Annotated in this window: 17 protein-coding genes and 2 pseudogenes; 9 read left to right on the top strand and 10 right to left on the bottom strand. The window is 56.8% G+C overall.

The window, feature by feature from the left end; translation table 11 throughout:
* Positions 1-175: 175 nt before the first annotated feature.
* Positions 176-2,318, top strand: a pseudogene (gene pnp, locus ACZ1HJ_RS04085) (polyribonucleotide nucleotidyltransferase).
* A 137-nt stretch (positions 2,319-2,455) separates the two neighbouring features.
* Positions 2,456-3,475: an SGNH/GDSL hydrolase family protein gene (locus ACZ1HJ_RS04080; protein WP_472721066.1), complete on the top strand. Its 1,020-nt coding sequence runs from the start codon at positions 2,456-2,458 to the stop codon at positions 3,473-3,475.
* Positions 3,476-3,749: 274 nt separating this feature from the next.
* Here the strand turns inward: ACZ1HJ_RS04080 and ACZ1HJ_RS04075 are convergent, their stop codons facing one another.
* The gene (locus tag ACZ1HJ_RS04075; protein WP_472721065.1) at positions 3,750-4,208 is read right to left on the bottom strand and encodes an Lrp/AsnC family transcriptional regulator; all 459 of its coding nucleotides are present in this window, start codon (positions 4,206-4,208) and stop codon (positions 3,750-3,752) included.
* Between the two features lie 142 nt (positions 4,209-4,350).
* Here ACZ1HJ_RS04075 and ald point away from each other — a divergent pair, with 142 nt between their 5' ends.
* Positions 4,351-5,469, top strand: a complete 1,119-nt coding sequence (gene ald, locus ACZ1HJ_RS04070) for an alanine dehydrogenase (RefSeq protein ID WP_472721064.1) — start codon at positions 4,351-4,353, stop codon at positions 5,467-5,469.
* Positions 5,470-5,475: 6 nt separating this feature from the next.
* Here ald and ACZ1HJ_RS04065 read toward each other — a convergent pair whose 3' ends face one another.
* From ACZ1HJ_RS04065 to ACZ1HJ_RS04055, 3 genes are read right to left on the bottom strand one after another with little or no spacing between them, the layout of a single operon-like run.
* Positions 5,476-7,017 carry a trimethylamine methyltransferase family protein gene (locus tag ACZ1HJ_RS04065; protein WP_472721063.1) on the bottom strand — a complete coding sequence of 514 codons (1,542 nt, stop codon included), beginning with the start codon at positions 7,015-7,017 and terminating at the stop codon, positions 5,476-5,478.
* Positions 7,014-7,511, bottom strand: a complete 498-nt coding sequence (locus ACZ1HJ_RS04060) for a hypothetical protein (RefSeq protein ID WP_472721062.1) — start codon at positions 7,509-7,511, stop codon at positions 7,014-7,016. Before ACZ1HJ_RS04060 ends, ACZ1HJ_RS04065 begins: the two co-directional genes overlap by 4 nt.
* Positions 7,465-7,659 carry a helix-turn-helix domain-containing protein gene (locus tag ACZ1HJ_RS04055; RefSeq protein ID WP_472721061.1) on the bottom strand — a complete coding sequence of 65 codons (195 nt, stop codon included), beginning with the start codon at positions 7,657-7,659 and terminating at the stop codon, positions 7,465-7,467. The genes ACZ1HJ_RS04060 and ACZ1HJ_RS04055 overlap by 47 nt, the downstream gene beginning before the upstream one ends.
* Before the next feature lie 77 nt (positions 7,660-7,736).
* Between ACZ1HJ_RS04055 and ACZ1HJ_RS04050 the strand changes: the two genes are divergently transcribed.
* From ACZ1HJ_RS04050 to ACZ1HJ_RS04040, 3 genes are all read left to right on the top strand, one after another.
* Positions 7,737-8,090 carry an ethanolamine utilization protein EutQ gene (locus tag ACZ1HJ_RS04050; RefSeq protein WP_472721060.1) on the top strand — a complete coding sequence of 118 codons (354 nt, stop codon included), beginning with the start codon at positions 7,737-7,739 and terminating at the stop codon, positions 8,088-8,090.
* 3 nt (positions 8,091-8,093) lie between these two features.
* Complete coding sequence (locus tag ACZ1HJ_RS04045) at positions 8,094-9,410, top strand: NAD(P)/FAD-dependent oxidoreductase (RefSeq protein WP_472721059.1); 1,317 nt, start codon at positions 8,094-8,096, stop codon at positions 9,408-9,410.
* Between the two features lie 228 nt (positions 9,411-9,638).
* Positions 9,639-10,220, top strand: a complete 582-nt coding sequence (locus ACZ1HJ_RS04040; protein WP_472721058.1) for an outer membrane protein — start codon at positions 9,639-9,641, stop codon at positions 10,218-10,220.
* Positions 10,221-10,315: 95 nt separating this feature from the next.
* On the opposite strand, the gene ACZ1HJ_RS04035 is transcribed toward ACZ1HJ_RS04040, so the two are convergent.
* Positions 10,316-11,788, bottom strand: a complete 1,473-nt coding sequence (locus tag ACZ1HJ_RS04035) for an NAD-dependent succinate-semialdehyde dehydrogenase (RefSeq protein WP_472721057.1) — start codon at positions 11,786-11,788, stop codon at positions 10,316-10,318.
* A gap of 80 nt (positions 11,789-11,868) precedes the next feature.
* On the opposite strand from ACZ1HJ_RS04035, the gene ACZ1HJ_RS04030 reads away from it, so the two are divergent.
* Positions 11,869-12,657: an alpha/beta hydrolase gene (locus tag ACZ1HJ_RS04030; protein WP_472721056.1), complete on the top strand. Its 789-nt coding sequence runs from the start codon at positions 11,869-11,871 to the stop codon at positions 12,655-12,657.
* Here the strand turns inward: ACZ1HJ_RS04030 and ACZ1HJ_RS04025 are convergent.
* Positions 12,654-13,649 carry a P1 family peptidase gene (locus tag ACZ1HJ_RS04025; protein WP_472721055.1) on the bottom strand — a complete coding sequence of 332 codons (996 nt, stop codon included), beginning with the start codon at positions 13,647-13,649 and terminating at the stop codon, positions 12,654-12,656. The two genes, ACZ1HJ_RS04030 and ACZ1HJ_RS04025, sit on opposite strands and share 4 nt — an antisense overlap.
* A gap of 154 nt (positions 13,650-13,803) precedes the next feature.
* On the opposite strand from ACZ1HJ_RS04025, the gene ACZ1HJ_RS04020 reads away from it, so the two are divergent.
* Entirely contained in the window at positions 13,804-15,045 is a 1,242-nt protein-coding gene (locus ACZ1HJ_RS04020) for an aminopeptidase P family protein (RefSeq protein WP_472721054.1), read from the top strand.
* A 50-nt stretch (positions 15,046-15,095) separates the two neighbouring features.
* Here the strand turns inward: ACZ1HJ_RS04020 and ACZ1HJ_RS04015 are convergent, their stop codons facing one another.
* A complete protein-coding gene (locus ACZ1HJ_RS04015) occupies positions 15,096-15,908 on the bottom strand; it encodes a cyclase family protein (RefSeq protein WP_472721053.1) in 813 nt (270 codons plus the stop codon).
* A gap of 132 nt (positions 15,909-16,040) precedes the next feature.
* Here ACZ1HJ_RS04015 and ACZ1HJ_RS04010 point away from each other — a divergent pair, with 132 nt between their 5' ends.
* A complete protein-coding gene (locus ACZ1HJ_RS04010) occupies positions 16,041-16,616 on the top strand; it encodes a DUF1523 family protein (protein WP_472721052.1) in 576 nt (191 codons plus the stop codon).
* Between the two features lie 97 nt (positions 16,617-16,713).
* On the opposite strand, the gene ACZ1HJ_RS04005 is transcribed toward ACZ1HJ_RS04010, so the two are convergent.
* The 3 genes and pseudogenes from ACZ1HJ_RS04005 to ACZ1HJ_RS03995 form a co-directional block, all read right to left on the bottom strand.
* Positions 16,714-17,586: a dimethyl sulfoxide reductase anchor subunit family protein gene (locus ACZ1HJ_RS04005; RefSeq protein WP_472721051.1), complete on the bottom strand. Its 873-nt coding sequence runs from the start codon at positions 17,584-17,586 to the stop codon at positions 16,714-16,716.
* 1 nt (position 17,587) lies between these two features.
* The gene (locus ACZ1HJ_RS04000) at positions 17,588-18,361 is read right to left on the bottom strand and encodes a 4Fe-4S dicluster domain-containing protein (protein WP_472721050.1); all 774 of its coding nucleotides are present in this window, start codon (positions 18,359-18,361) and stop codon (positions 17,588-17,590) included.
* Positions 18,358-21,188, bottom strand: a pseudogene (locus tag ACZ1HJ_RS03995) (molybdopterin oxidoreductase family protein). The gene ACZ1HJ_RS04000 and the pseudogene ACZ1HJ_RS03995 overlap by 4 nt, the downstream one beginning before the upstream one ends.
* Positions 21,189-21,208 lie beyond the last annotated feature (20 nt).

Genomic DNA, 21,208 nt, shown 5'->3' with positions numbered 1-21,208 from the left:
GAAGCACCTTCATGGCTTCCAATACAGGCGAAACTCCTGTATGGCCCCGTCCATCTGAGACGTGATGCCTTTGACTCCGGGCGCATGGAAATGATTGGGGTCGGCGGCAATGGGGCCGCCAACGAAACGGGAGACCCGGGATACGCCTGGGAGTGCTCTCAACTAGGATGTAAAAATGTTTGATACCACAACGAAATCAATTCAGTGGGGGGAAGAAACCCTGACACTGGAAACGGGCAAGGTTGCTCGTCAGGCAGATGGTTCGGTCATCGCGACACTGGGTGAGACCAGCGTCATGGCCAACGTGACCTTTGCCAAGGCACCGAAACCGGGAATGGATTTCTTTCCCCTCACGGTGCATTACCAAGAAAAATACTATGCGGCCGGTAAGGTCCCTGGCGGGTTCTTCAAGCGCGAAGCGCGCCCGACCGAAAAAGAGACTCTGACCGCGCGCCTGATTGACCGCCCAATTCGCCCGTTGTTTGTGCCTGGCTTCAAAAACGAAGTGCTGGTCATGTGTACGGTGCTGAGCCACGATTTGGTGAATGATCCAGACATGGTGGCGATGATCGCCGCCTCTGCGGCGTTGACAATTTCCGGCGCGCCTTTCCGGGGCCCGATTGCCGGGTGCCGTGTTGGATTTGAAGACGGTGAATACGTTCTGAACCCGACCGTCGATGACATGCATGAGTTGCGCAACAATCCTGATCAACGTCTTGATCTGGTTGTAGCCGGTACAAAAGACGCGGTCATGATGGTTGAATCCGAAGCCTATGAGCTGACCGAAGAGGAAATGCTGGGCGCGGTTACTTTTGCGCATGAACAAATTCAGCCCGTGATCGACCTGATCATCGCGTTGGCCGAAGATGCCGCGAAAGAGCCGTTTGACTTCCAGCCGCCGGATTACTCGGAGCTCTATGACGCTGTCAAAGCAGCCGGTGAAAAGCAGATGCGTGCAGCCTTTGCCATCACTGACAAACAGGAGCGCACAACAGCGGTTTCCGACGCACGTGATGCGATCAAAGAAGCCCTGACCGAAGAGCAGCTGGAAGACGCAAACCTGAGCTCAGCGCTCAAGAAGCTGGAAGCCAGCATTCTGCGTGGCGACGTTGTCAAAACTGGCAAGCGGATCGATGGCCGTGCTCTGGATACGGTGCGCCCCATCGTTTCTGAAACCGGCTTGCTGCCCCGGACCCACGGGTCGGCGCTCTTTACGCGTGGCGAAACACAGGGTCTGGTTGTGACCACTTTGGGCACCGGTGACGATGAGCAATTCATCGACGCGCTGCATGGCAACTTCAAATCCAACTTCCTGCTGCACTACAACTTCCCTCCCTATTCGGTGGGTGAAGCGGGTCGCGTGGGCCCTCCCGGCCGTCGTGAGATTGGTCACGGCAAACTGGCGTGGCGTGCGTTGCAGGCGGTTCTGCCAGCGGCGACGGACTTCCCTTACACCGTCCGCGTTGTCAGTGAGATCACAGAATCCAACGGCTCGTCCTCGATGGCGTCGGTCTGTGGTGGCTCGCTGTCGATGATGGATGCGGGTGTACCGTTGAAAGCACCGGTTGCCGGTGTGGCCATGGGTCTGATCCTGGAAGAGGATGGCGAATACGCCGTTCTGACTGATATCCTGGGTGACGAAGACCACCTGGGTGACATGGACTTCAAAGTGGCCGGTACCGAAAAAGGCATCACGTCGCTGCAAATGGACATCAAGGTTGCGGGTATCACGCCCGAGATCATGAAAACCGCTTTGGCGCAGGCCAAAGAGGGCCGTCTGCACATTCTGGGTGAAATGGCCAATGCGTTGACCGAAGCAGGTGATTTCTCGGTGCACGCGCCGCGGATTGAAACCATGCAAATCCCAACCGACAAGATCCGTGAAGTGATCGGTTCGGGCGGTAAGGTCATCCGTGAGATCGTCGAAGTGTCGGGCGCCAAGGTCGACATCAACGATGAAGGCACCATCAAGATCGCGTCGCCCAATGGCGATCTCGATCCAGAAAGCCTACGACATGATCCACGCGATCGTGGCCGAGCCCGAAGAAGGCGCCATCTATACCGGCACCGTCGTGAAGATCGTCGATTTCGGCGCCTTCGTGAACTTCTTTGGCAAGCGCGACGGTCTTGTGCATGTCAGCCAGATCGAAAACCGCCGCCTGAACCATCCTTCGGATGTTCTGAAAGAAGGTCAGGAAGTGAAAGTGAAGCTGTTGGGCTTTGATGATCGTGGCAAGGTGCGCCTGTCGATGAAAGTCGTCGATCAGGAAACCGGCGAAGAAGTCACGCCCGAGAAGAAAGAAAAAGACGACGCCTAAAGGCCGTCTGATTTGAGTTGAAGGCCCCGGTTGAACCGCCGGGGCCTTTTTCGTGTGACGTTACGTTCTAGGAGACAAACGCAGTCGAGGAGTCGATGCTCCCCCGCGAGAAGAGGGAAAATCCCCAGGGAGAGAACATGAAACACGTTATTTGCGCGGCAGCGTTTGCCGTGGCTATGGCCGGTGGGGCGCAAGCAAAAACCTTCACCGACCTGTTCACAAGCTTTTACAGTTTTGGCGACAGCCTGTCTGATGATGGGAAATTCACCCAGCTTGATCCGCCCAGTTTCGAAGGACGGTTCAGCAATGGCCTGGTCTGGGCTGAATATATCGAAGACCAGTTCAAGGCTGCAGGGCGTGACACCGGTAACCTCGCGCTTGGCGGGGCGACCGCCAATGACAACAACACGAGGTCAACCGCGCCGCTGGCAACGTTCATGGGTCAGGTCGCGACGTTTGCCAATTCACTGAACACAGGCATCGGATTGCCGACCCGCGTGCTGCCCAGTGTAGAAGTTCAGCCAGAAGGTCCGGAGCCGGGGGAAAACCCGCTCTTGTCCGTTTGGTTTGGTGCCAATGATATCTTCCAGGAATTCAATCCGGTGCTGGCGGCCGACGCTGTGGCGGCTGGCATTCGCGCTTTGAATGCGCTCAACACATCCGTGTTCGATGATTTCCTTGTGGTCGGACTGCCGGACCTCGGAAAGACACCTGCCTTTTCCGGTGACGATGCGCCTGGCGGTACGTTTGTGACCAACTTGTTCAATGATCGGCTCGACGAAAACATTAAGGATCTGCGGCTGGAAGGTTTGAATATCATCAAGTTCGACCCGAATTCTGTTGTCGATAAAATTCTTGCGGATATCGACTCTGGCACATTTGAATTCGGTATCCTTGATGCCGAAAACCCCTGCACGCTGAGCGTTGGCGCGCCGCTGAACCCGGACGTGACCAATCCGGGAAGTTGTCTGGATTTGGGCATCGATCCCAACCGTCTGTTGTTTGTCGATGGTGTTCATCCCAATGCAACGGCGCATAGGCTGTTTGCAGATGATGTGGCCCGTGCGATCACACCAGTGCCCGTTCCTGCGGCTCTGCCTTTAATGCTTGTCGCATTGGCTGGTTTTGGTGTTGTGGCGCGTCGTCGAACCGCCTGAACACAAATCAAATTCGCTGCGGAAGGCCCCGGTGGGAACGCCGGGGTTTTTCTTTGTGGCAACGTCAAAAGGTAAGGTTTTCCTTACGGGGCGGATCAGCTGTTTTTTCCCCATGAATGTCGTCGCCGCAACCGCCATATTCTGGATGTAACAAGTTGAGGCAAACGCCTTTGGGGGTCAACAGTAACGGGTGCATACTACTACTCACGGAGCAGGCTGTACCCAGGGGCCTCGGTGGAAACACCGAGGTCCTATGGTTTTTTGGCCATAGCAATCAGACAGGCAGCGCCGTTGTTTTAAACACCGTACGCAGGGCAAAACTGGATTGCATTTTGGCGACACCAGGAAGTCGTGTCAGGTATTGCCGGTGAATGCGGGCAAAATCCTCGGTGTCTTCCGCCACAACCTTCAGGATATAATCGGCGGCACCCGCGGTCAGGTGGCATTCCAGAACATCTGGAATGCGCTGCACGGCCTTTTCAAATGCTTCAAGCACTTCGTCAGCTTGTGTCGACAGGGTAATTTCTACAAACACGGTGGCAGGCACGCCCATCTTGCGCGCATCCAATAGGGCCACATAGTCCCGGATGTATCCATCCGCCTCCAACCGTTGCACGCGTCGGTGACAGGCGCTGGCAGACAGGTTCACCTTTTCAGCCAGATCGGCATTTGAGATGCGGCCTTTACGCTGCAATACCGTCAGCAAGCGACGATCGGTCGGGTCCAGGGACATTTGTGCAAGACCTTTCGGAGAAATATCTGATTGTTCGAATTATATTCACATATTCTGCAATTCAACGAGTGAAATCTCAATCCAATTGCGCAGAGGGTGCGACAGAATGGCGCAAATACCAGGGATGAAGAGGAGACTTCCCATGAAGATCGGTTGCCCAACAGAGATCAAGCCACAGGAATTCCGCGTTGGCATGACGCCCAATGCCGTGCAAGAGGCGGTCAATCATGGACATGACGTGATCATCCAGGCCGGAGCGGGCAAAGGCGCGGGGTTTGAGGATGCCGATTACGTGGCCGCTGGTGCCGCGATCATCGACACGGCAGAAGAGATTTTTGCCGCGGCCGACATGATCGTGAAGGTCAAGGAGCCGCAGGCGGGCGAGCGCAAGATGCTGCGCGAAGGTCAGCTTCTCTTCACCTATCTTCATCTGGCGCCGGATCCCGATCAAACCAAAGACCTGATCGACAGCGGATGCACCGCGATTGCTTATGAGACTGTGACAGACGATCGCGGCGGATTGCCGCTTCTAGCGCCCATGTCCGAAGTGGCAGGTCGATTGGCGCCGCAGGTTGGTGCCTGGACATTGCAAAAGGCCAATGGTGGCCGCGGCATCCTGATGGGCGGTGTGCCCGGGGTGGGCCCGGCCAATGTGGTTGTGATCGGTGGCGGTGTCGTAGGCACTCACGCGGCTAAGATTGCCGCCGGTATGGGCGCCAACGTCACTGTTCTGGATCGGTCTTTGCCGCGCCTTCGTTATCTGGATGATGTGTTCGGGGGCGCGTTCCGCACGGGCTATTCCTCGGCAGGTCTGCTGGCTGAGCATCTGACACAGGCTGACATGGTCATCGGTGCCGTTTTGATCCCCGGCGCCGAAGCGCCCAAACTGGTGCGTCGTGATCAGTTTGCCAGCATGAAACCGGGAGCGGCGCTGGTGGATGTGGCCATTGATCAGGGTGGCTGTTTCGAGACATCCAAGGCCACCACCCATGCCGATCCAATCTACGAAGTGGACGGTATCATGCACTACTGCGTTGCCAACATGCCGGGTGCTGTCGCGCGTACGTCGACCATCGCGCTTGGCAATGCCACGATGCCTTTCATGTTGTCACTGGCCACCAAGGGTTGGAAACAGGCCTGCGCCGATGACAAGCATCTGCTCAATGGTCTCAATGTGCATGCCGGTCAATTGACCTATTATGCCGTTGGCAAGGCATTGGGCATCGACGTGATTTCGCCAGAAAAAGTCGTCAAAAGCTAAGTCGTTTTATTGCGAGATATCGGCGCCACCCTCCGCGGTGCGCCGGGCGATGAAATCGTCCAACTCTTCCAGCCGCGCGGGGTCAAACTCGGGCGGCTGATATGCGTTGAGCGTGTCCTGCCAAATCTGGTTGGCGCGGGTGGTTGCGTCGGCAGCACCGCGTTCGGACCAGTTTTCAAAGTTGTTCCAATCGGACAGGAGTGGCGAGTAAAATGCCGTCTCGAACCGATCCAATGTGTGCTGTGTGCCAAAGAAATGCCCGCCATGGCCGACATCGGTGATGGCGTCCAGGCCAAGCGTGGCATCGTTCACTTGAATTGGTTTGAAAAGCTCGGCAAACATCTGCAGCACTTCTACATCAATGATGAACTTCTCGGCCGAGACGGTCAGGCCACCCTCGAGCCACCCTGCGCCATGCAGCAGCAGGTTGGTGCCGCCCATCAACGCGCCCCAGAGGGACATCTGCGACTCGTAGGCGGCCTGTGCGTCCGGCGCGTTTGATGCCGTTGGTGCAGATGACCGCAGGGGCAAGCCATATCGCCGTGCTAACTGACCGGAGGCAAAGGCCGCTCGTACGTATTCCGGTGTACCAAAGGCGGGTGCACCAGTTTTCATGTCCACATTGCTGGTGAAGCTGCCGTAGCATATCGGCGTACCGGGGCGCACGATCTGCGACAGGCACAGGCCCGCCAAGGCTTCGGCGTTTTGCATGACGAGAGCCCCGGGGATCGTGACCGGGGCCATCGCCCCGGCCAGCGTGAACGGCGTCAGAACCATCAACTGCCCGGCTCGGGCGCTGTCGATGATGCCGCGGCACATCAATTCATCCAGTTGCAGGGGCGAGTTGGAGTTGGCCACTGAATAGCAGGTGGGCGTGTTGAGGAATTCCTCATGGGTCAAGCCGTTGGCGATGCGCAGGATTTCGTAGCTATCGGCAATCGCCTGCTTGCCGCGGAAATACACAAACGGGACTTTCTCCGTCAGCGTCACCACCGAACGTGCCATGCCCAGATGCCGCAGGTTCATGGGCACGTCCTGCGGCTCGACGATGGGCCCAAAAAGATGGATGACGTCAAACGCCTGTGCGGCCTTGCAGAAGTTATCGTAATCCGCCTGGGTACCGGGGCGACGCCCGCCCTGCAGGTCAGAGCAATTGGGCGAGCCGGCGGAGGTGGTAATGCCGACATTTTTGCCGCCAATGATCACATTGCGATCCTTGGCACGACTGCGCAGTTCGACGGTCGAAGGTGCTTTGCCGATCAGTTCCATAACCAGATCAGGATCGAAGTGAATGACATTATCCGCACCGAGCGTCATGCCCGCCTTGACATAATGTTCGCGGGCAGGGGCGCTGAGCACTTTGATCCCGGTGTCGCGCAGCACTTTGAGCGAGGTCAGGTGGATGGCCTCGATCTCGTCCGCGCTGAATTGCTCGATAGGCGGATAGGGGTTCACCCATTGCCGCCATGCCAAATCGAACTGATTTTCAGCCGTTTTCTGGCGTTTTGCTGCGCGTCCCCGACGCCCTCCGGACCGCTGGCTGGTCATTTCTGAGCGTCCTTTTGAAGAAAGATCTCGATTTGTCGGGCAGCCGTTTCGGCATCAATGTCCCGCCCGGTGAAGCTCAGGAAATAGGCGGCGAGATAGCTCATCCTGTCGGCCATCGGCTCTTGCACGTTCAACGCGTAGTAGCTGAGCTGGGTGAAATAGATCACCCGGGCCCGGATGAAGGCCTCGGTCGGCTCATAATCATGGCGTTTGAAGAAATCGGATATCGCCGCCACGCGGGCATCATCCTCGGTTTGCAGAATGTCACGCACCGCATCGGCGTAACGGGCCCAGTCCCGAATGGCCTGATCCAGATTGGGATCGAACCGAGTGTGCACCGTCCAGACGGAAAAGAGGGCGAGAATGCCATCGTCCAGAGTGTCGGTGTTGGCGATAGCCTCAACCATCACATCGGTATTGCGCGCGCGCCATTCGTCTAGCAGCGCATCAAGAAGAGATCTCGCGGCTATCAAAATGCCAATAGAAGCTGCCACGTGTCACACCCAGTTTGCGGGCTAGAACCGTGATCTGCACCGCTTCGATCCCTTCGTGGATCAGCGTTTCAAGCGCAGTTTCCACCCAATCAACAGCGGTCAAGCGGGTTTGCTTATCCGAATCAGCGCTGCGTGTTTGAAGGGTCATATTGGATTTCCATACAGGGTTGCATGGTTCAATACAGGGCTGTATGGTGCGCGTCAACAAATTTGGGAGAAGGTGAGATGGCTGACAAAGCTCCAGCGCGTGTAGCGTCGCTTTCAAAGGCCGCGTTTGTGCCGCGGTTTGATTATGGGCATATGGCCGAAGTCTCGGTTGTGACCGGCAAAGATGGTGATGGCACCAAGCTGGGCAGTGGGTTCGTGCGGATGAAAAACGCCGAAATTCCGTGGACCATCAAGTATGATGAGGTGATCCTGGTACTCGAGGGGCAGCTGACTATCCGCACCAAAGAGGGCGATCTGGTAGCGGGTCCCATGGAGACCATTTGGCTGCCGGATGGGACGGAGCTTACCTACGTCGCCGAAGACGCCCTCATGTTTTACGCGATCGAGCCTGCAAACTGGGCAGAGGCATAGCCCATGAAAATCAATCGCCTGCCCAAGGATGATAAAACCAACGGTTGGAGCGCCATTCTGCCCGAACGCTCCCCTCGCCCGGTGTTGACTGGTGATATTGCCGCCGATTGGGTGGTGTTGGGTGCGGGCTATGCGGGGTTGGCGGCGGCACGGCGCTTGGCACAAAACTGCCCGGATCAGCATATCGTCCTGATCGACGCGGGGCAGGCCGGGGAAAACGCATCCGGCCGGAACTCGGGTTTTGGCATCGACTTGCCGCACAATGTCGGATCGTCGCTGGATGAACTGGAAGGCTCGCACCGGTTCATGCGCCTGGCGCGGATGGCGATTGACCATTTGGAAGAGGTCGTGACGACCAATGATATCGCCTGTGATTGGTCCCGCGATGGGAAGTATCACACGGCCGTATCGGCGCGCGGCACGCGCGACGTATTGGAGCCGTTTGCCAAAGAGCTTGAAGCGCTCAAGGAGCCGTTCACCTGGGTTGAGGGTGATGCTCTGCGTTCCAAACTGGGTTCCGATCACTTCAACGCGGCGGTTTATACACCGGGCTGCGTGCTGATGAATCCCGCGGCCCTGACGCGTGGGCTGGCCGACACTTTGCCGGAAAACGTGACGCTTTATGAAAACTCGCCAGTGACACAGGCGATCTTTGAAAATGGCGTGCATTTCACAACGCTGTCAGGCTCTGTACGCGCTCCCAAACTGATCATGGCCGCGAATGGATTTTCGGAACAGTTCGGGTTTTTCCCAAGCCGTTTTCTACATCTTGTGGCCCATGCCAGCCTGTCGCGCCGCCTGACCGAAGAAGAGCAGCACGCGTATGGCGTGGCCGAGCCTTGGGGCCTGACCCCCGCAAATGCCTTTGCCGGGATCACGATGCGCTACACGAATGACAACCGTCTTCTGATTCGTCAGGGGCTGAGCTATTGCCCCAGCCAGAGGGTTTCCGTCACTGAGCAGGCCGCTGTCAAAGCCCGGCATAAACGGCTCTTTGATCAGCGTTTTCCGATGTTGCCGGACGTTGAAATGGAACATACGTGGAGCGGGATTGTCTGCCTGTCGCGCAACGGCGCGCCGGGGTTTGGGCAATTGGCACCAAATGTCTGGTCGTCGGTGTGTCAGAACGCCGTGGGTGTGACCAAGGGCACGTTTGGCGGTATCCTTGCGGCGGATCTGGCCACGGGGCGTGAGAACCCGTTGATCAAGGACATGCAGAGCTTGGGTGAGCCTGATCCCCTTCCACCTCGTCCGTTCCTCGACATTGGGGTTCGGACACGGTTTCAGTGGGAATTGTGGAGCAATCGCCACGAGGCTTAATCGGAAAGCTTCGGAAGTTTGCGGCAAAACCCCATGAGATCGCGCGCCACCAAAATTTCGCCACAAAGTTGATTTAAATCAATAAGTCATCAGCTTTTGATAGATAAATAGCTGTTGAATTTTGCTCTGGATTATTCCTTATTAGGAGAGTATCCAACAAAGAAACATCTTATGATTGATCTCATGAAATCGCCTCATGAGTTGCACAACGAGTAAAGGAAATTTGCGATGTCCCTGAAATTCAAAAGTGTTGCCGCTGCCGCAATTTTGGCCGCAACACCCGTTTTTGCCGGGTCGCCCGAACCTGCTTGGATTGAGCCAAAAGTCACAGAACCGGCCAAGGTTTCGAGATCAGTCGACTGGACGGGATATTATGCGGGTGTCGAATTGGGATATGCTGACATCGACGCCACGACCGGGGCCACAGGTGATGGCCTGACGGGCGGACTTCTGTTTGGATATGACTACGACCTTGGCAACTGGGTTGCTGGCGCCGGTGTTGACTATGACTTCTCGGATATCTCTGTCGGCAGTACGGATGTTGAATCCCTTTGGAGAATTCGTCTTCGCGGGGGCTACAAAGTGGGTAGCGGCCTGATCTACGGCGTTGGTGGATATGCGCATATGCACACCGATAATGCCGGTGATGACGGCGGGTACTTCTTTGGGGCTGGATATGAGCACTTGATCTCAGATCGCTTTAGCCTCGGTGCCGAGGTGCTTTATCACGAGATCAATGATGCCGGGAATGTTGGCCTCGTGGATCTGGATATTACCACATACCAAGTGCGCGGCATTTTCCGGTTTTGATCTGAAGCAACGATCGCAGACCGCTTACCTGATTGGGTAAAAAACTCCGGAAAAGTTTTGAAAGCGCGGCGTGTTTCGCCGCGCTTTTTTGATCCTTAAATCGACATGCAGATGTATTTCATCTCCAGATAGTCTTCGATCCCGTGATGGCTGCCTTCGCGGCCAAGGCCGGATTGCTTGACGCCGCCGAACGGTGCCACTTCGGTCGAAATAATACCGGTGTTGACGCCAACGATGCCGTATTCCAAGGCCTCGGCCACTTTGTAAACGCGGCTCAGATCCTTGGCGTAGAAATAACTCGCCAGGCCAAAGATCGTGTCATTGGCCATGGCAATCACGTCGTCCTCATCTTCGAACTTGAAGAGCGGGGCGAAGGGCCCGAATGTCTCATCCGTGGCAACCTGCATGTCCTGCGTGCAGCCCGTGACAATTGTGGGTGGTAGGAAATATCCGGTGCCTTCTGTCGGTTCACCGCCGCCCAGGATGACCTCTGCGCCCTTGGCAGTAGCATCGGCGACATGCTCCTGCACCTTGTCTATGGCATCCGCGTTGATCAGCGGGCCGAGGGCGGTGCCATCTTCCAAGCCATCGCCAATTTTCATCTTGCTCACCGCCTCTTTGAGCTTCGCGGCAAAGGCATCATAGACACCGGCTTGCACATAGATGCGGTTGGCACAGACGCAAGTCTGGCCGTTATTGCGGAATTTGCACATGATCGCGCCTTCGACAGCGGCGTCCAGATCGGCGTCATCAAAGACAATGAACGGTGCATTGCCACCAAGTTCCATCGAACATTTCATGACCTGATCCGCCGCCTGACGTAGCAGGATGCGGCCCACTTCGGTCGAACCTGTGAAGGTCAGTTTCCGAACTGCGGGGTTTTCGCAAAACTCCTTGCCCACGTCCGAAGACCGAGAGGACGTGACAATGTTGAACACGCCCTTGGGGATGCCCGCGCGTTCGGCCAAAACGCCCATGACAGTCGCCGACAAGGGCGTTTCCGCCGCAGGTCGGCCCACAAAGGCACAGCCTGCTGCAAGGGCAGGTGCTGCCTTGCGGGTGATCATTGCGTTGGGGAAGTTCCAGGGCGTGATCGAAGCCGCGACGCCAATGGGTTGCTTGATCACGGTAATGCGTTTGTCGCGCTGGTGACCCGGAATGGTTTCGCCATAGATACGTTTGGCCTCTTCGGCGAAGAACTCGATGAAAGACGCGCCGTAACCGATTTCGCCCTTGCTCTCGGTCAGTGGCTTGCCCTGTTCCGCGGTCAGAATGGTCGCCAGATCATCGGCGTTTTCCATCATCAAATCGTACCATTTGCGCAGAACGGCAGCGCGTTCTTTTCCGGTCCATGTTGCCCAGTCTTTTTGTGCGGCCTCAGCGGCTGCGATTGTGCGCCCAACCTGCGCGCGCGACATATCAGCCACTTTGGCAATGACGTCACCGCGGGCCGGGTTAGTCACATCAAATGTGCCGCCGTCGCCATCCACCCATTCCCCCCCGGAAAAGGCCTGTTCGGTCAGCAGGGATGGATCCTTGAGCAATGATTTCAAATTTGTTTCGGTCATGGCGGTGTCCTCTGAATTTGTCTCGTACAGCCAAAGCATCTCGGGCTAGGCTTGTCCAGTACCGCGAAGGAGACAGATACATGGACTGGGATGATGCATACGCGAACATGCCGTATATTCCCGACGCAGAGGCTTATCTTGAGCGGTGGTCCCGGGACGCAAGCGCATTTCGGCAAAGACTTGAAACCAATGGTCGGGCGCATTTGGCAATTCCCTATGGTGCCACCGAGCGACAGCAGTTTGACCTCTTTGACCCGGTGGGCCTGTCGCAGGGCATCGCGATCTTTGTGCACGGCGGGTATTGGATGAAATTCCACCGGTCGTATTGGTCACATTTTGCGTCCGGCTTACTGCAGCAGGGATGGCATGTGGCACTGCCCTCCTATGATCTTTGTCCGGACGTTACCATTGCGGAAATCACAGGTCAGGTTGCTCTGGCTGTCCAGACAATCGCCCGGCAGGTCTCTGGTCCGATACGATTGGTTGGCCATTCCGCAGGCGGTCATCTGGTGGCGCGCATGTGTGTGAAGGGCGTCTTGCCTGTTCCGGTATTTGACAGGATCAGGCACGTGATGTCGATTTCACCCGTTTCCGATTTGCGGCCTCTCTTGAATACTCAGATGAATGCGACCTTCCAGCTGGATTTGGCGTCAGCGATTGCGGAAAGCCCCGCGCTTATGGTGCCTCTGGACGTGCCGGTGACGATCTGGGTCGGTGCAGACGAGAGGCCTGTATTTCTGGATCAGGCGCGGTGGTTGGCAGAGGCTTGGGGTGCCACGCATATTGTTGATGACCATCGTCACCACTTCGATGTGATTGATCCACTGCTTGATGCTGGCAGCCAGATGGTGAAACGTCTTTTGTCTTAGCCGTGGCGCTCTGACCAACAGGGCAAAACATCCCCATCAACCGGTGTGGCCGCATAAACCGCGCGGGCGATCGCACGGGCCACACAGGTGGCAGCTGCATGCCCCAGCATCAACGTGTCTGCGACCGGGTTGGCAAGTGGTACGCGGCCCGTTGCGGCCGCAAAGATCAGATCACCATCCATTGGGGTGTGAGACGGGATCAAAGCGCGGGCCAAGCCATCATGCGCGGCGGTCGCCAGACGCGTACATTGTGCCTGGCTAAGGTTCGCATCGGTTGCAACGATGCCGATGGTCGTATTGGCGTGCGGCGCAGTTTTTGTGGGAGTTGTGTGCACATCTGGATGATCTCTTGCCGGACCCTTGCCACCAAACTCATCGCCGATTTCAAACGGCGCGGCCCAGAAATGCGGCCCATCACCCACGATTGCTGATCCAAGCGCGTTGACCGCCACAAGGGCTCCGACGGTATGACCTGATGGCAGAACCAAGGATGCGGAACCAAGACCGCCCTTGAGGTTGGCAGTGGTCGCACCGGTGCCCGCGCCAATGCTACCCAGATCAAAAGTGGTTTGCGCAGTCTCCAACGCCATTTGGCCAAGTAACTTGTAGGGGTTCTGGGTCCAATCCTTGTCCCCCCCGTTCAAAAGATCAAACAGGATGGCCCCGGGCACAATCGGGACGTTTGTGCCTCCGACGGCAAACCCTCGGCCCATCGCGCGCATCCCATCGGCGACGCCTGATGCCGCGTCCAACCCGAAGGCGGAACCCCCCGAAAGGACCAGCGCATCCACCTGTTCCACTGTCTTGTCTGGCGCCAAAAGATCGGTTTCGCGCGTCCCCGGCGCGCCGCCCATGACATGAACGCCCGCCGTAAACGGCACGTCACCCACCAATACTGTTGCACCGGACTTAAGGGCGGTGTCGGCGGCATTTCCGACGCGCAATCCGGCTATATCGGTGATCAGGTTCAGCGGACCCGGCTTTGTTGTCATGGCTCAAAAACGCCTCTCATGTGTCGCGTTTCATCTTGCCAGATTGCACAGGATCGGCAAGAAAAGCCTTAGGCAGGAGCGATGGCGTCGTCTCCAAAGCCTCAAAACCCAAACAGTCCTGAACGCCGGGACCTTTCTTTTCAGGAGGGTCACTATGACTGCATATCCAGAATCCAATCAATTCACCCAAACCGCACGTCCCGAAATGTATCGGTTTCACAATGGCGAAAAGGCACAACTGCCTTTTGATGTCGCCGAATATGAGGCGCGCATCGCCGGTCTGCGCCGCATTATGGCCGAAACGGGCGTTGATGCGGCTGTGCTGACCTCAATGCACAACGTCGCCTATTACTCGGGCTTTCTCTATTGCGCTTTTGGCCGGCCCTACGGCCTGGTTGTGACCGCGACCGAATGCGTGACGATTAGCGCGGGCATTGATGCCGGGCAACCCTGGCGCTGGTGCTTTTGTGACAACATCACCTACACTGATTGGCAGCGCGACAACTATTGGCGTGCGATCACCTCGGTCGCTGGTGAAGGCAAGGTCGTGGGCTATGAGGCCGATCACCTGACACTGATGCAGCGTGACAAGCTGGAGGCGTTCATGAAGCCCGGCAAGGCGGTTGACATCGCAGGTCACACGATGCGGCAACGGATGCACAAGTCCCCTGCGGAAATCGCGTTGATCCGTCAGTGTACGGCGATTGCCGATGTCGGTGGCTATGCCATCCGCGACGCGGTGCGCGAAGGCACGCGCGAGATTGATGTGGCCATGGCCGGACGGGACGCGATGGAGACCGAGATTGCACGTGTCTTCCCGAATGCGGAGTATCGCGATACCTGGGTCTGGTTCCAGTCCGGCATCAACACGGATGGGGCGCATAACCCGGTTACGGGCCGTCAGTTGCAGCGTGGCGATATCCTGAGCCTAAACACCTTCCCGATGGTCAGCGCCTACTACGTGGCGCTGGAACGCACCATGTTCGTGGGTGAAGTCGATGATGCCAGCCTGAAAATCTGGGAGGCCAATGTGGCAGCCCATGAATATGGCATGTCGTTGCTGAAACCCGGGATCAGCTGTGCTGAGGTCACGCACAAGATCAACGCGTTCTTCGAAGAGCGTGATCTGTTGCAATACCGAACCTTTGGCTATGGCCATTCGTTTGGTGTGCTGAGCCATTACTACGGCCGTGAAGCCGGGTTGGAACTGCGCGAGGATATCGACACGGTTCTGGAGCCGGGCATGGTGATCTCGATGGAGCCGATGCTGACCATCGCCAACGGTCAACCGGGCGCCGGAGGATACCGTGAACATGATGTGTTGGTGATCACAGAAGACGGCAATGAAAACATCACCGGCTACCCCTACGGGCCTGATTTCAACGTCGTCGGTTAAACCGCATGAATATTGTGAATGGGGCGGCTTACGTTGGCCGCCCTTTTTTGTCAGACCATACCAAAGATACGGGCCGGACCCCCTGAGCCACCGCGATGTTTTGGCGCGCCGATCATGATCGTTGCGCCACTGGCCGGCATTTTGTCGAGGTTGGCAATGTTCTCAATGCCAAAGCGGCCGTTAGGCAACCAAGCGTAGTGCGTAGCAAAGTCTTCGGAAATGCCATGATCCAAGGACAGGGTGTCGCTTGCAATTGATCCGGCACCGGTCTCCAGCAGCATCTGCGCCGCTTCGACATGGAACCCGGGGAAATGCATCTTTTCACCATCAAAATTGCGGAAACCATCCCCGCCGGTTTTGGCACCCCAACCGGAAAACAGCGCGACACAGGCATTGTCCGGGATGTCCCCATTAGCGCTTATCCACGCCTTGAGGTCATCGGGTGTGACCTGCGTGTCCGCATCTTCAGCTGCGCGGGCAGCGATATCGACCACACATAGCGGGGCGACCAAGGAGCTTACCGCGATTTCATCTACCGCCGCACCATCCGCAGAAAAGTGTAACGGAGCATCGATATGGGTGCCCGTGTGCTCGTTCAATGTCATTGAAAAGAGGTTGAAGCCATTATCTGCGAAATTGAATTGCTGTACCATCTCAACGCCAGGTTTTCCGAAATAGGTCGGAAAGTCAGCGTCATATGTGTGGGTCAAATCTTCGACAGCGCTGTGCCCCATCGCGAGTGCAGGTGGCGCGGAAACGGCCCCGAGTGTTGCGGCCGCCCCTGCTGCTGCGGTTGCTGTAAAAAACGACCGACGAGACAACATTTTTTCTTTTACGGCCTTCATGACGCATGCATCGCACATAGTCTTCTCCCAATATCTTCGGTTATAGTTTATGGCGAGGATAGCTTGGTGCACCGCATCGGCGAATTAATTTTTTCGTTACGGGGTATTTCGGCGATGATCCGGGTTACGTGTGTCAGATAGGGGGTCGCAATGGTTTACGTAAAATGGGTGCTCAAAGCATGTTTCTGGCTGCTTGTGATTGCGTTCTTTCATTATACGTTGCCGCAGAATGACGTGGCGCGCGTGACGGACACGTATGAAAAGCGGATTGATTTCGGCGAAAACTCGATTTTCTGGTCCAGCCCGGATGTGGGAAACAGCACCACCGGTGGCAATCGTGATGTGTTTTTCATTCAAAGCCGCCTGAAAGACGGACAGGTCATGGTGTATCGCAACGAAGATACCGGATGGGGTTGGCCGCCCTATTTCAAATTTGACACTTCAAACTTGCAGGCTGAAGCGGCGGATTTGAAATCTGTGGCCGAGTCTCCGAAATGGGTGGCGATCAAACACTACGGGTGGCGCAATGAGTTTTTGTCGATTTTTCCCAATGCCGTAAGCGTGCGTCAGCTGGACGGGCCGGATGTTCGCATCATTCCGTGGTTCAATATCATTCTGCTGACATTCCTTTTTGCCGTGTTCTGGGCAATCCGGGTGCGGTGGATCAGGTTTCGGAAAAACAGGATCGACACAAAAATAGATGAATGGACGGACGGTTGGGGGTGAGGCTGCAGCACTGACTGGGTGCCGCAGCGAAATTCACCTGGATGCGCGGGTCGGATTGGTCCGTTGGCTTAGCAAACCCACTGGTGGTAGAGCGGTTCTACCGTTTTCCGTAATACAGACCCACCACATGTTCGGCCTCTGCAAAAAAGAGCCAGCGCGATGCGGCAATGCCGACGAGATGCACGATCACCGCGACCAGAACCAGCACATGGGCGAATGGGATCAGGATCAAAAGAACCGGCAGAACGAAGCCCAGGAGGATTGCAATGATGCGCATTTTCATCGCGTGTTTGCGCCCGACCTGAAACACCAGTTCACGCAACAGGTAATTCGTGCCGGTATGGGGTGGTTCAAACGCGCGCACGGTGCCCGTGTCACCAAGGCCCGTGGCACTTGCGATATTCGTGCCGCTGCCTTCAAGCGCGCCGTCGCCACGGACCCACCAGATCACCTGAATGACCATGGCAATGGGAAGGAGCACAACGGCAATGCCGATCTGACCCGCCAGCAACGACCCGCCCGCGAGCGATATCGAGACCAAAAGTGCGGGCGTTAGGGGTGTTTTCCACCGGGGAACAGTATTCAGCTGGGCATAGATCATCGACGTGGCATAAACGGTTGCAAGGCTGAGCAACGCGCCGATCCATCCGAGGATGGATAGTTTCAGGTCCAGAAAGATCAGAGCCGCGGCATAGATCCCCATGATGACAAGTGCACCCACGGCAGCCACGCCTTCGCGGCTGAGCCAGCTAGAGCGCCATTGGCTGAAGGCTTTGATGGCGCGTTCTGGGTGGCCAAGGTGAAAGGTCGAAGCCAAGAGGCCGCCCACGGCCAGGCCAAACCCGATGGCAAAGAAGACGAAGGCGACCCAACCCGAGACGTCTGGCAGGCCAAGACCCAACCAAAAGAGAAGGCCAAAACCCAGACCGGACAGGGTGGTGAATACGATGACGGATGGTGCGGGATGCATCTCAGATTTTCTCCAATGCCTTGTCGAGCCAGCCAAGAAATCCCTTGGGCTCTTCCACGATAGGATCGAGGAAGGGTGCCAGAATATCGATTTGCTCTGACTGATCCATTTGGTCCTTGGGACGCGGTGGCAGGTATTTATTGACGGGTTTAGTGCCTTGCTCAGGCATCAGATCCATACCGCCGCGTTCGGCGGTCAGTTTGCTGACATTGCTTTCCGGATCGGCGAAATCACCGAAATGGCGTGCACCGGCCGGGCAAGTCCGAACACAGGCGGGTACGCGGTCTTCTTCCGGCAGGTTGTCGTTGTATATCCGGTCGACGCAGAGCGTACATTTCTTCATCACACCCTCGGCCTGATCCAGCTCCCGCGCGCCGTAGGGACATGCCCAGGCACAGAGGCCGCAACCGATGCAGTCACTTTCGTTGACCAGCACGATCCCGTCTTCGACCCGTTTGTAGCTTGCGCCGGTTGGGCAAACGGTGACGCAAGGTGCATCTTCGCAATGCAGGCAGGATTTCGGGAAATGCACCAGCTGTGCCGCGGGATGCGGCATTGCTGATGTGGCAAGCGGTTGAACCTCGTAGCTGTGCACGCGGTTCAGGAATGTGCCCGATCCTGCGCCACCATATGCATTTTGGTCACTCAGCGGTGCGCCGTAGTTTTCTGTGTTCCAGCCTTTGCAGCTGATTACACAGGCATGGCAACCGACACAGGTATCCAGATCAATCACAAGGCCCAGTTTGCGTTGCGTGTTTTCGGGTAGGGTTGTCATTGGCCCACCTTCCATTTCAGGTCTTTGGGGCCTTTTGCCACCGGGGATTTGATCGGATCAAAGCTCGGTTGGCTCACATCCGGTGGGGCGCTCGCCTTTTCGACCTTCACACGCAGATCGAACCACGCGGCCTGGCCTGTAATCGGGTCCGAGTTGGTCCAGCGCAACCCGTCGCCCTTGGGCGGTTGCAACTCGTGAATGAGGTGGTTCAAGAGGAACCCCTTGGTGGTCTCGGACGCATCGTTTTCCAGCGCCCAGGCCCCCTTGCGTTTACCAATCGCATTCCAGGTCCAGATCGTGTTTTCATTCAGCGCGGCCATATGCGCCACAGGTACGGTGATTTCGCCATGTGCAGACGTGACCTTGGCCCAATCGCCGTCGGCAAAGCCATTGGCTTCCCAGATCTTGGTGGGCACGTACAAAGGGTTGCGGCCATGGATCTGGCGCAGCCACGCGTTTTGCGTGCCCCAGCTGTGATACATCGCCATTGGGCGTTGGGTCAGCGCATGAACGGGGAAATCGGCGGTATCGACATTGTCATCTTCGAACGGAGCATACCAAATCGGCAGCGGGTCCATGGTTTGTTTGATCCGCTCGCGCAGGTGGTCGGGCGGTTGCCGATCCCCATGTCCTTCCGCGGCCAATTGGAACTTACGCATTGTTTCGACATAGAGGTCGAAAACGTAGGGCTGTGGGCTGTCGTAGATGCCCATATCAACGGCCCAATCCTGATAGGCCGTGTTCCAAGGCTTATAGTAATTCGACCCGTCCGGGATGTGTTTCACGAAGAACCCACCATTGGCGATGTAGCTTTGCAGCTGCGACTCGTTGGGCTCACCCCGACCGTGTTGCAGACCTTTCTTACCCATACGCCAACCCGCCAAGGGCCCAATGCCCGGCTTGCGCTGGTGATTGACGATATAGTCAGCATAGTCTTGGTATTTGGCGCTGCCGTCTTCGTTGGTGAAGCCGGGCAGTTTCATTTTATTGGCCAGTTGAACCAGCGCGGTCTGGAAGCCACGGACGTCACGATCAGGCTCAATCACGGGCCAGCGAATGGCATCCGCCGCCGCGTCGGCTTCGCAGATCGGACGGTCCAGAAGCGAGATGCAGTCATGCCGTTCCAGATAGGTTGTATCCGGTAGAATGAGATCGGCATAAGCGACCATTTCCGAAGAATAGGCGTCGGAGTAGATGATGTGCGGGATCACGTAGTCGCCATTTTCATCTTTGTCGGTCAGCATCTCCATCACGCCTTTGGTGTTCATGGAGGAGTTCCACGACATGTTGGCCATGTACATAAACAGCGTGTCGATTTTGTAGGGATCGCCTGCGTGGGCATTTGAGATCACCATATGCATCAGCCCGTGGCTGGACATCGGGTTTTCCCAGGTAAAGGCCTTGTCGATCCGCGCCGGTGTATTGTCATCCTTCAGCATCAGATCATCGGGGCCTTGGACAAACCCCAGATGCGGGCCGTCCAGCGGCGCTCCGGGTTTCACGCCGCAATGCGGTTTAGGATGCGCGCTGACGGGTTTGGGATAGGGGGTTTGAACCGGAAACCGCCGGGCACTTCGACGGTTCCCAAAATGATTTGCAACACATGCAGCGCACGGCAGGTCTGGAACCCGTTGGAATGTGCGCTGACGCCCCTCATCGAATGGAAGCTGACCGGGCGACCCGTCATGGTTTTGTGCTTTTCACCTCGGAAGTCAGTCCATTCATGGTCAAGCTCAAACGCCTCTTCAAAGGCGACACGAGCCAGTTCAGCAGCGATGGCTTTAATCTTGTCCGCTTTGATACCGCACTTTTCTGCCACGGCTTCAGGTGCGTATTGCGGATCAAGGTAGCGTTCGGCCATCAGGTGCATGACCGGACGATGGGTGATGCCTGCTGCACGGTGTGTGGCGTGTAGATCAGGGCGCACGCCGGGCTTGTCAAAGGCGGTCAGCTTGCCGGTCTTGCGATCGATCACCAGCGGTTTGCCGTCATCATCGCGCAGGAAGAGGCCGTATTCGGGTGATTTCGGATCACCGTTCACGAGAACCGGGGCGTTGGTGTAACGCGCCAGGTAGTTCAGATCGATTTTACCGGCTTTCATCAATTCATGAATGAGCGACAGGATGAACAGGCCGTCGGTTCCGGGTGTAATGCCCACCCAGTCATCCGCCACAGCGTTATATCCGGTGCGGATCGGGTTGACGCCAATGACACGTGCCCCGCGCGCCTTGATTTTGCCGATGCCCATCTTGATCGGGTTGCTGTCATGATCTTCGGCCACCCCAAAGAGCATAAAGAGTTTGGTATGATCCCAATCTGGCTGACCAAATTCCCAGAATGCACCGCCCATCGTGTAGATGCCCGCTGCCGCCATGTTGACGGAGCAAAAACCGCCATGGGCCGCATAATTGGGCGTACCGAAATTCTGTGCCCAGAAGCTAGTGAAGCTTTGCGATTGGTCGCGGCCAGTGAAAAAGGCCAGCTTCGACGGGTCTTCTTTACGAATGGGCTCCAGCCAGTCGGCGGCAATCTGGAACGCCTCGTCCCAGCTGATTTCTTCGAACTCGCCTGATCCGCGTGGTCCGACACGCTTCAGCGGTGCCCGCAGGCGCGAGGGCGCGTTGACCTGCATGATGCCAGCACTGCCCTTGGCGCAAAGAACACCCTTGTTCACGGGATGATCCCGGTTGCCTTCGATATAGGCGACCTTGCCATCTTTCATGTGGACATTGATGCCGCAGCGACAGGCGCACATGTAACAGGTGGTCTTGCGTACCTCGTCCGAGACCTTCGGGGACGTATCGATTTTCGGTTGCTGGATTGTCATCTGGCTATTGTTCCTCTCGT

This window comes from Roseovarius sp. JB2-10 (genome assembly GCF_055693585.1).
This window is presented reverse-complemented; position numbering and strand designations above follow the sequence as displayed.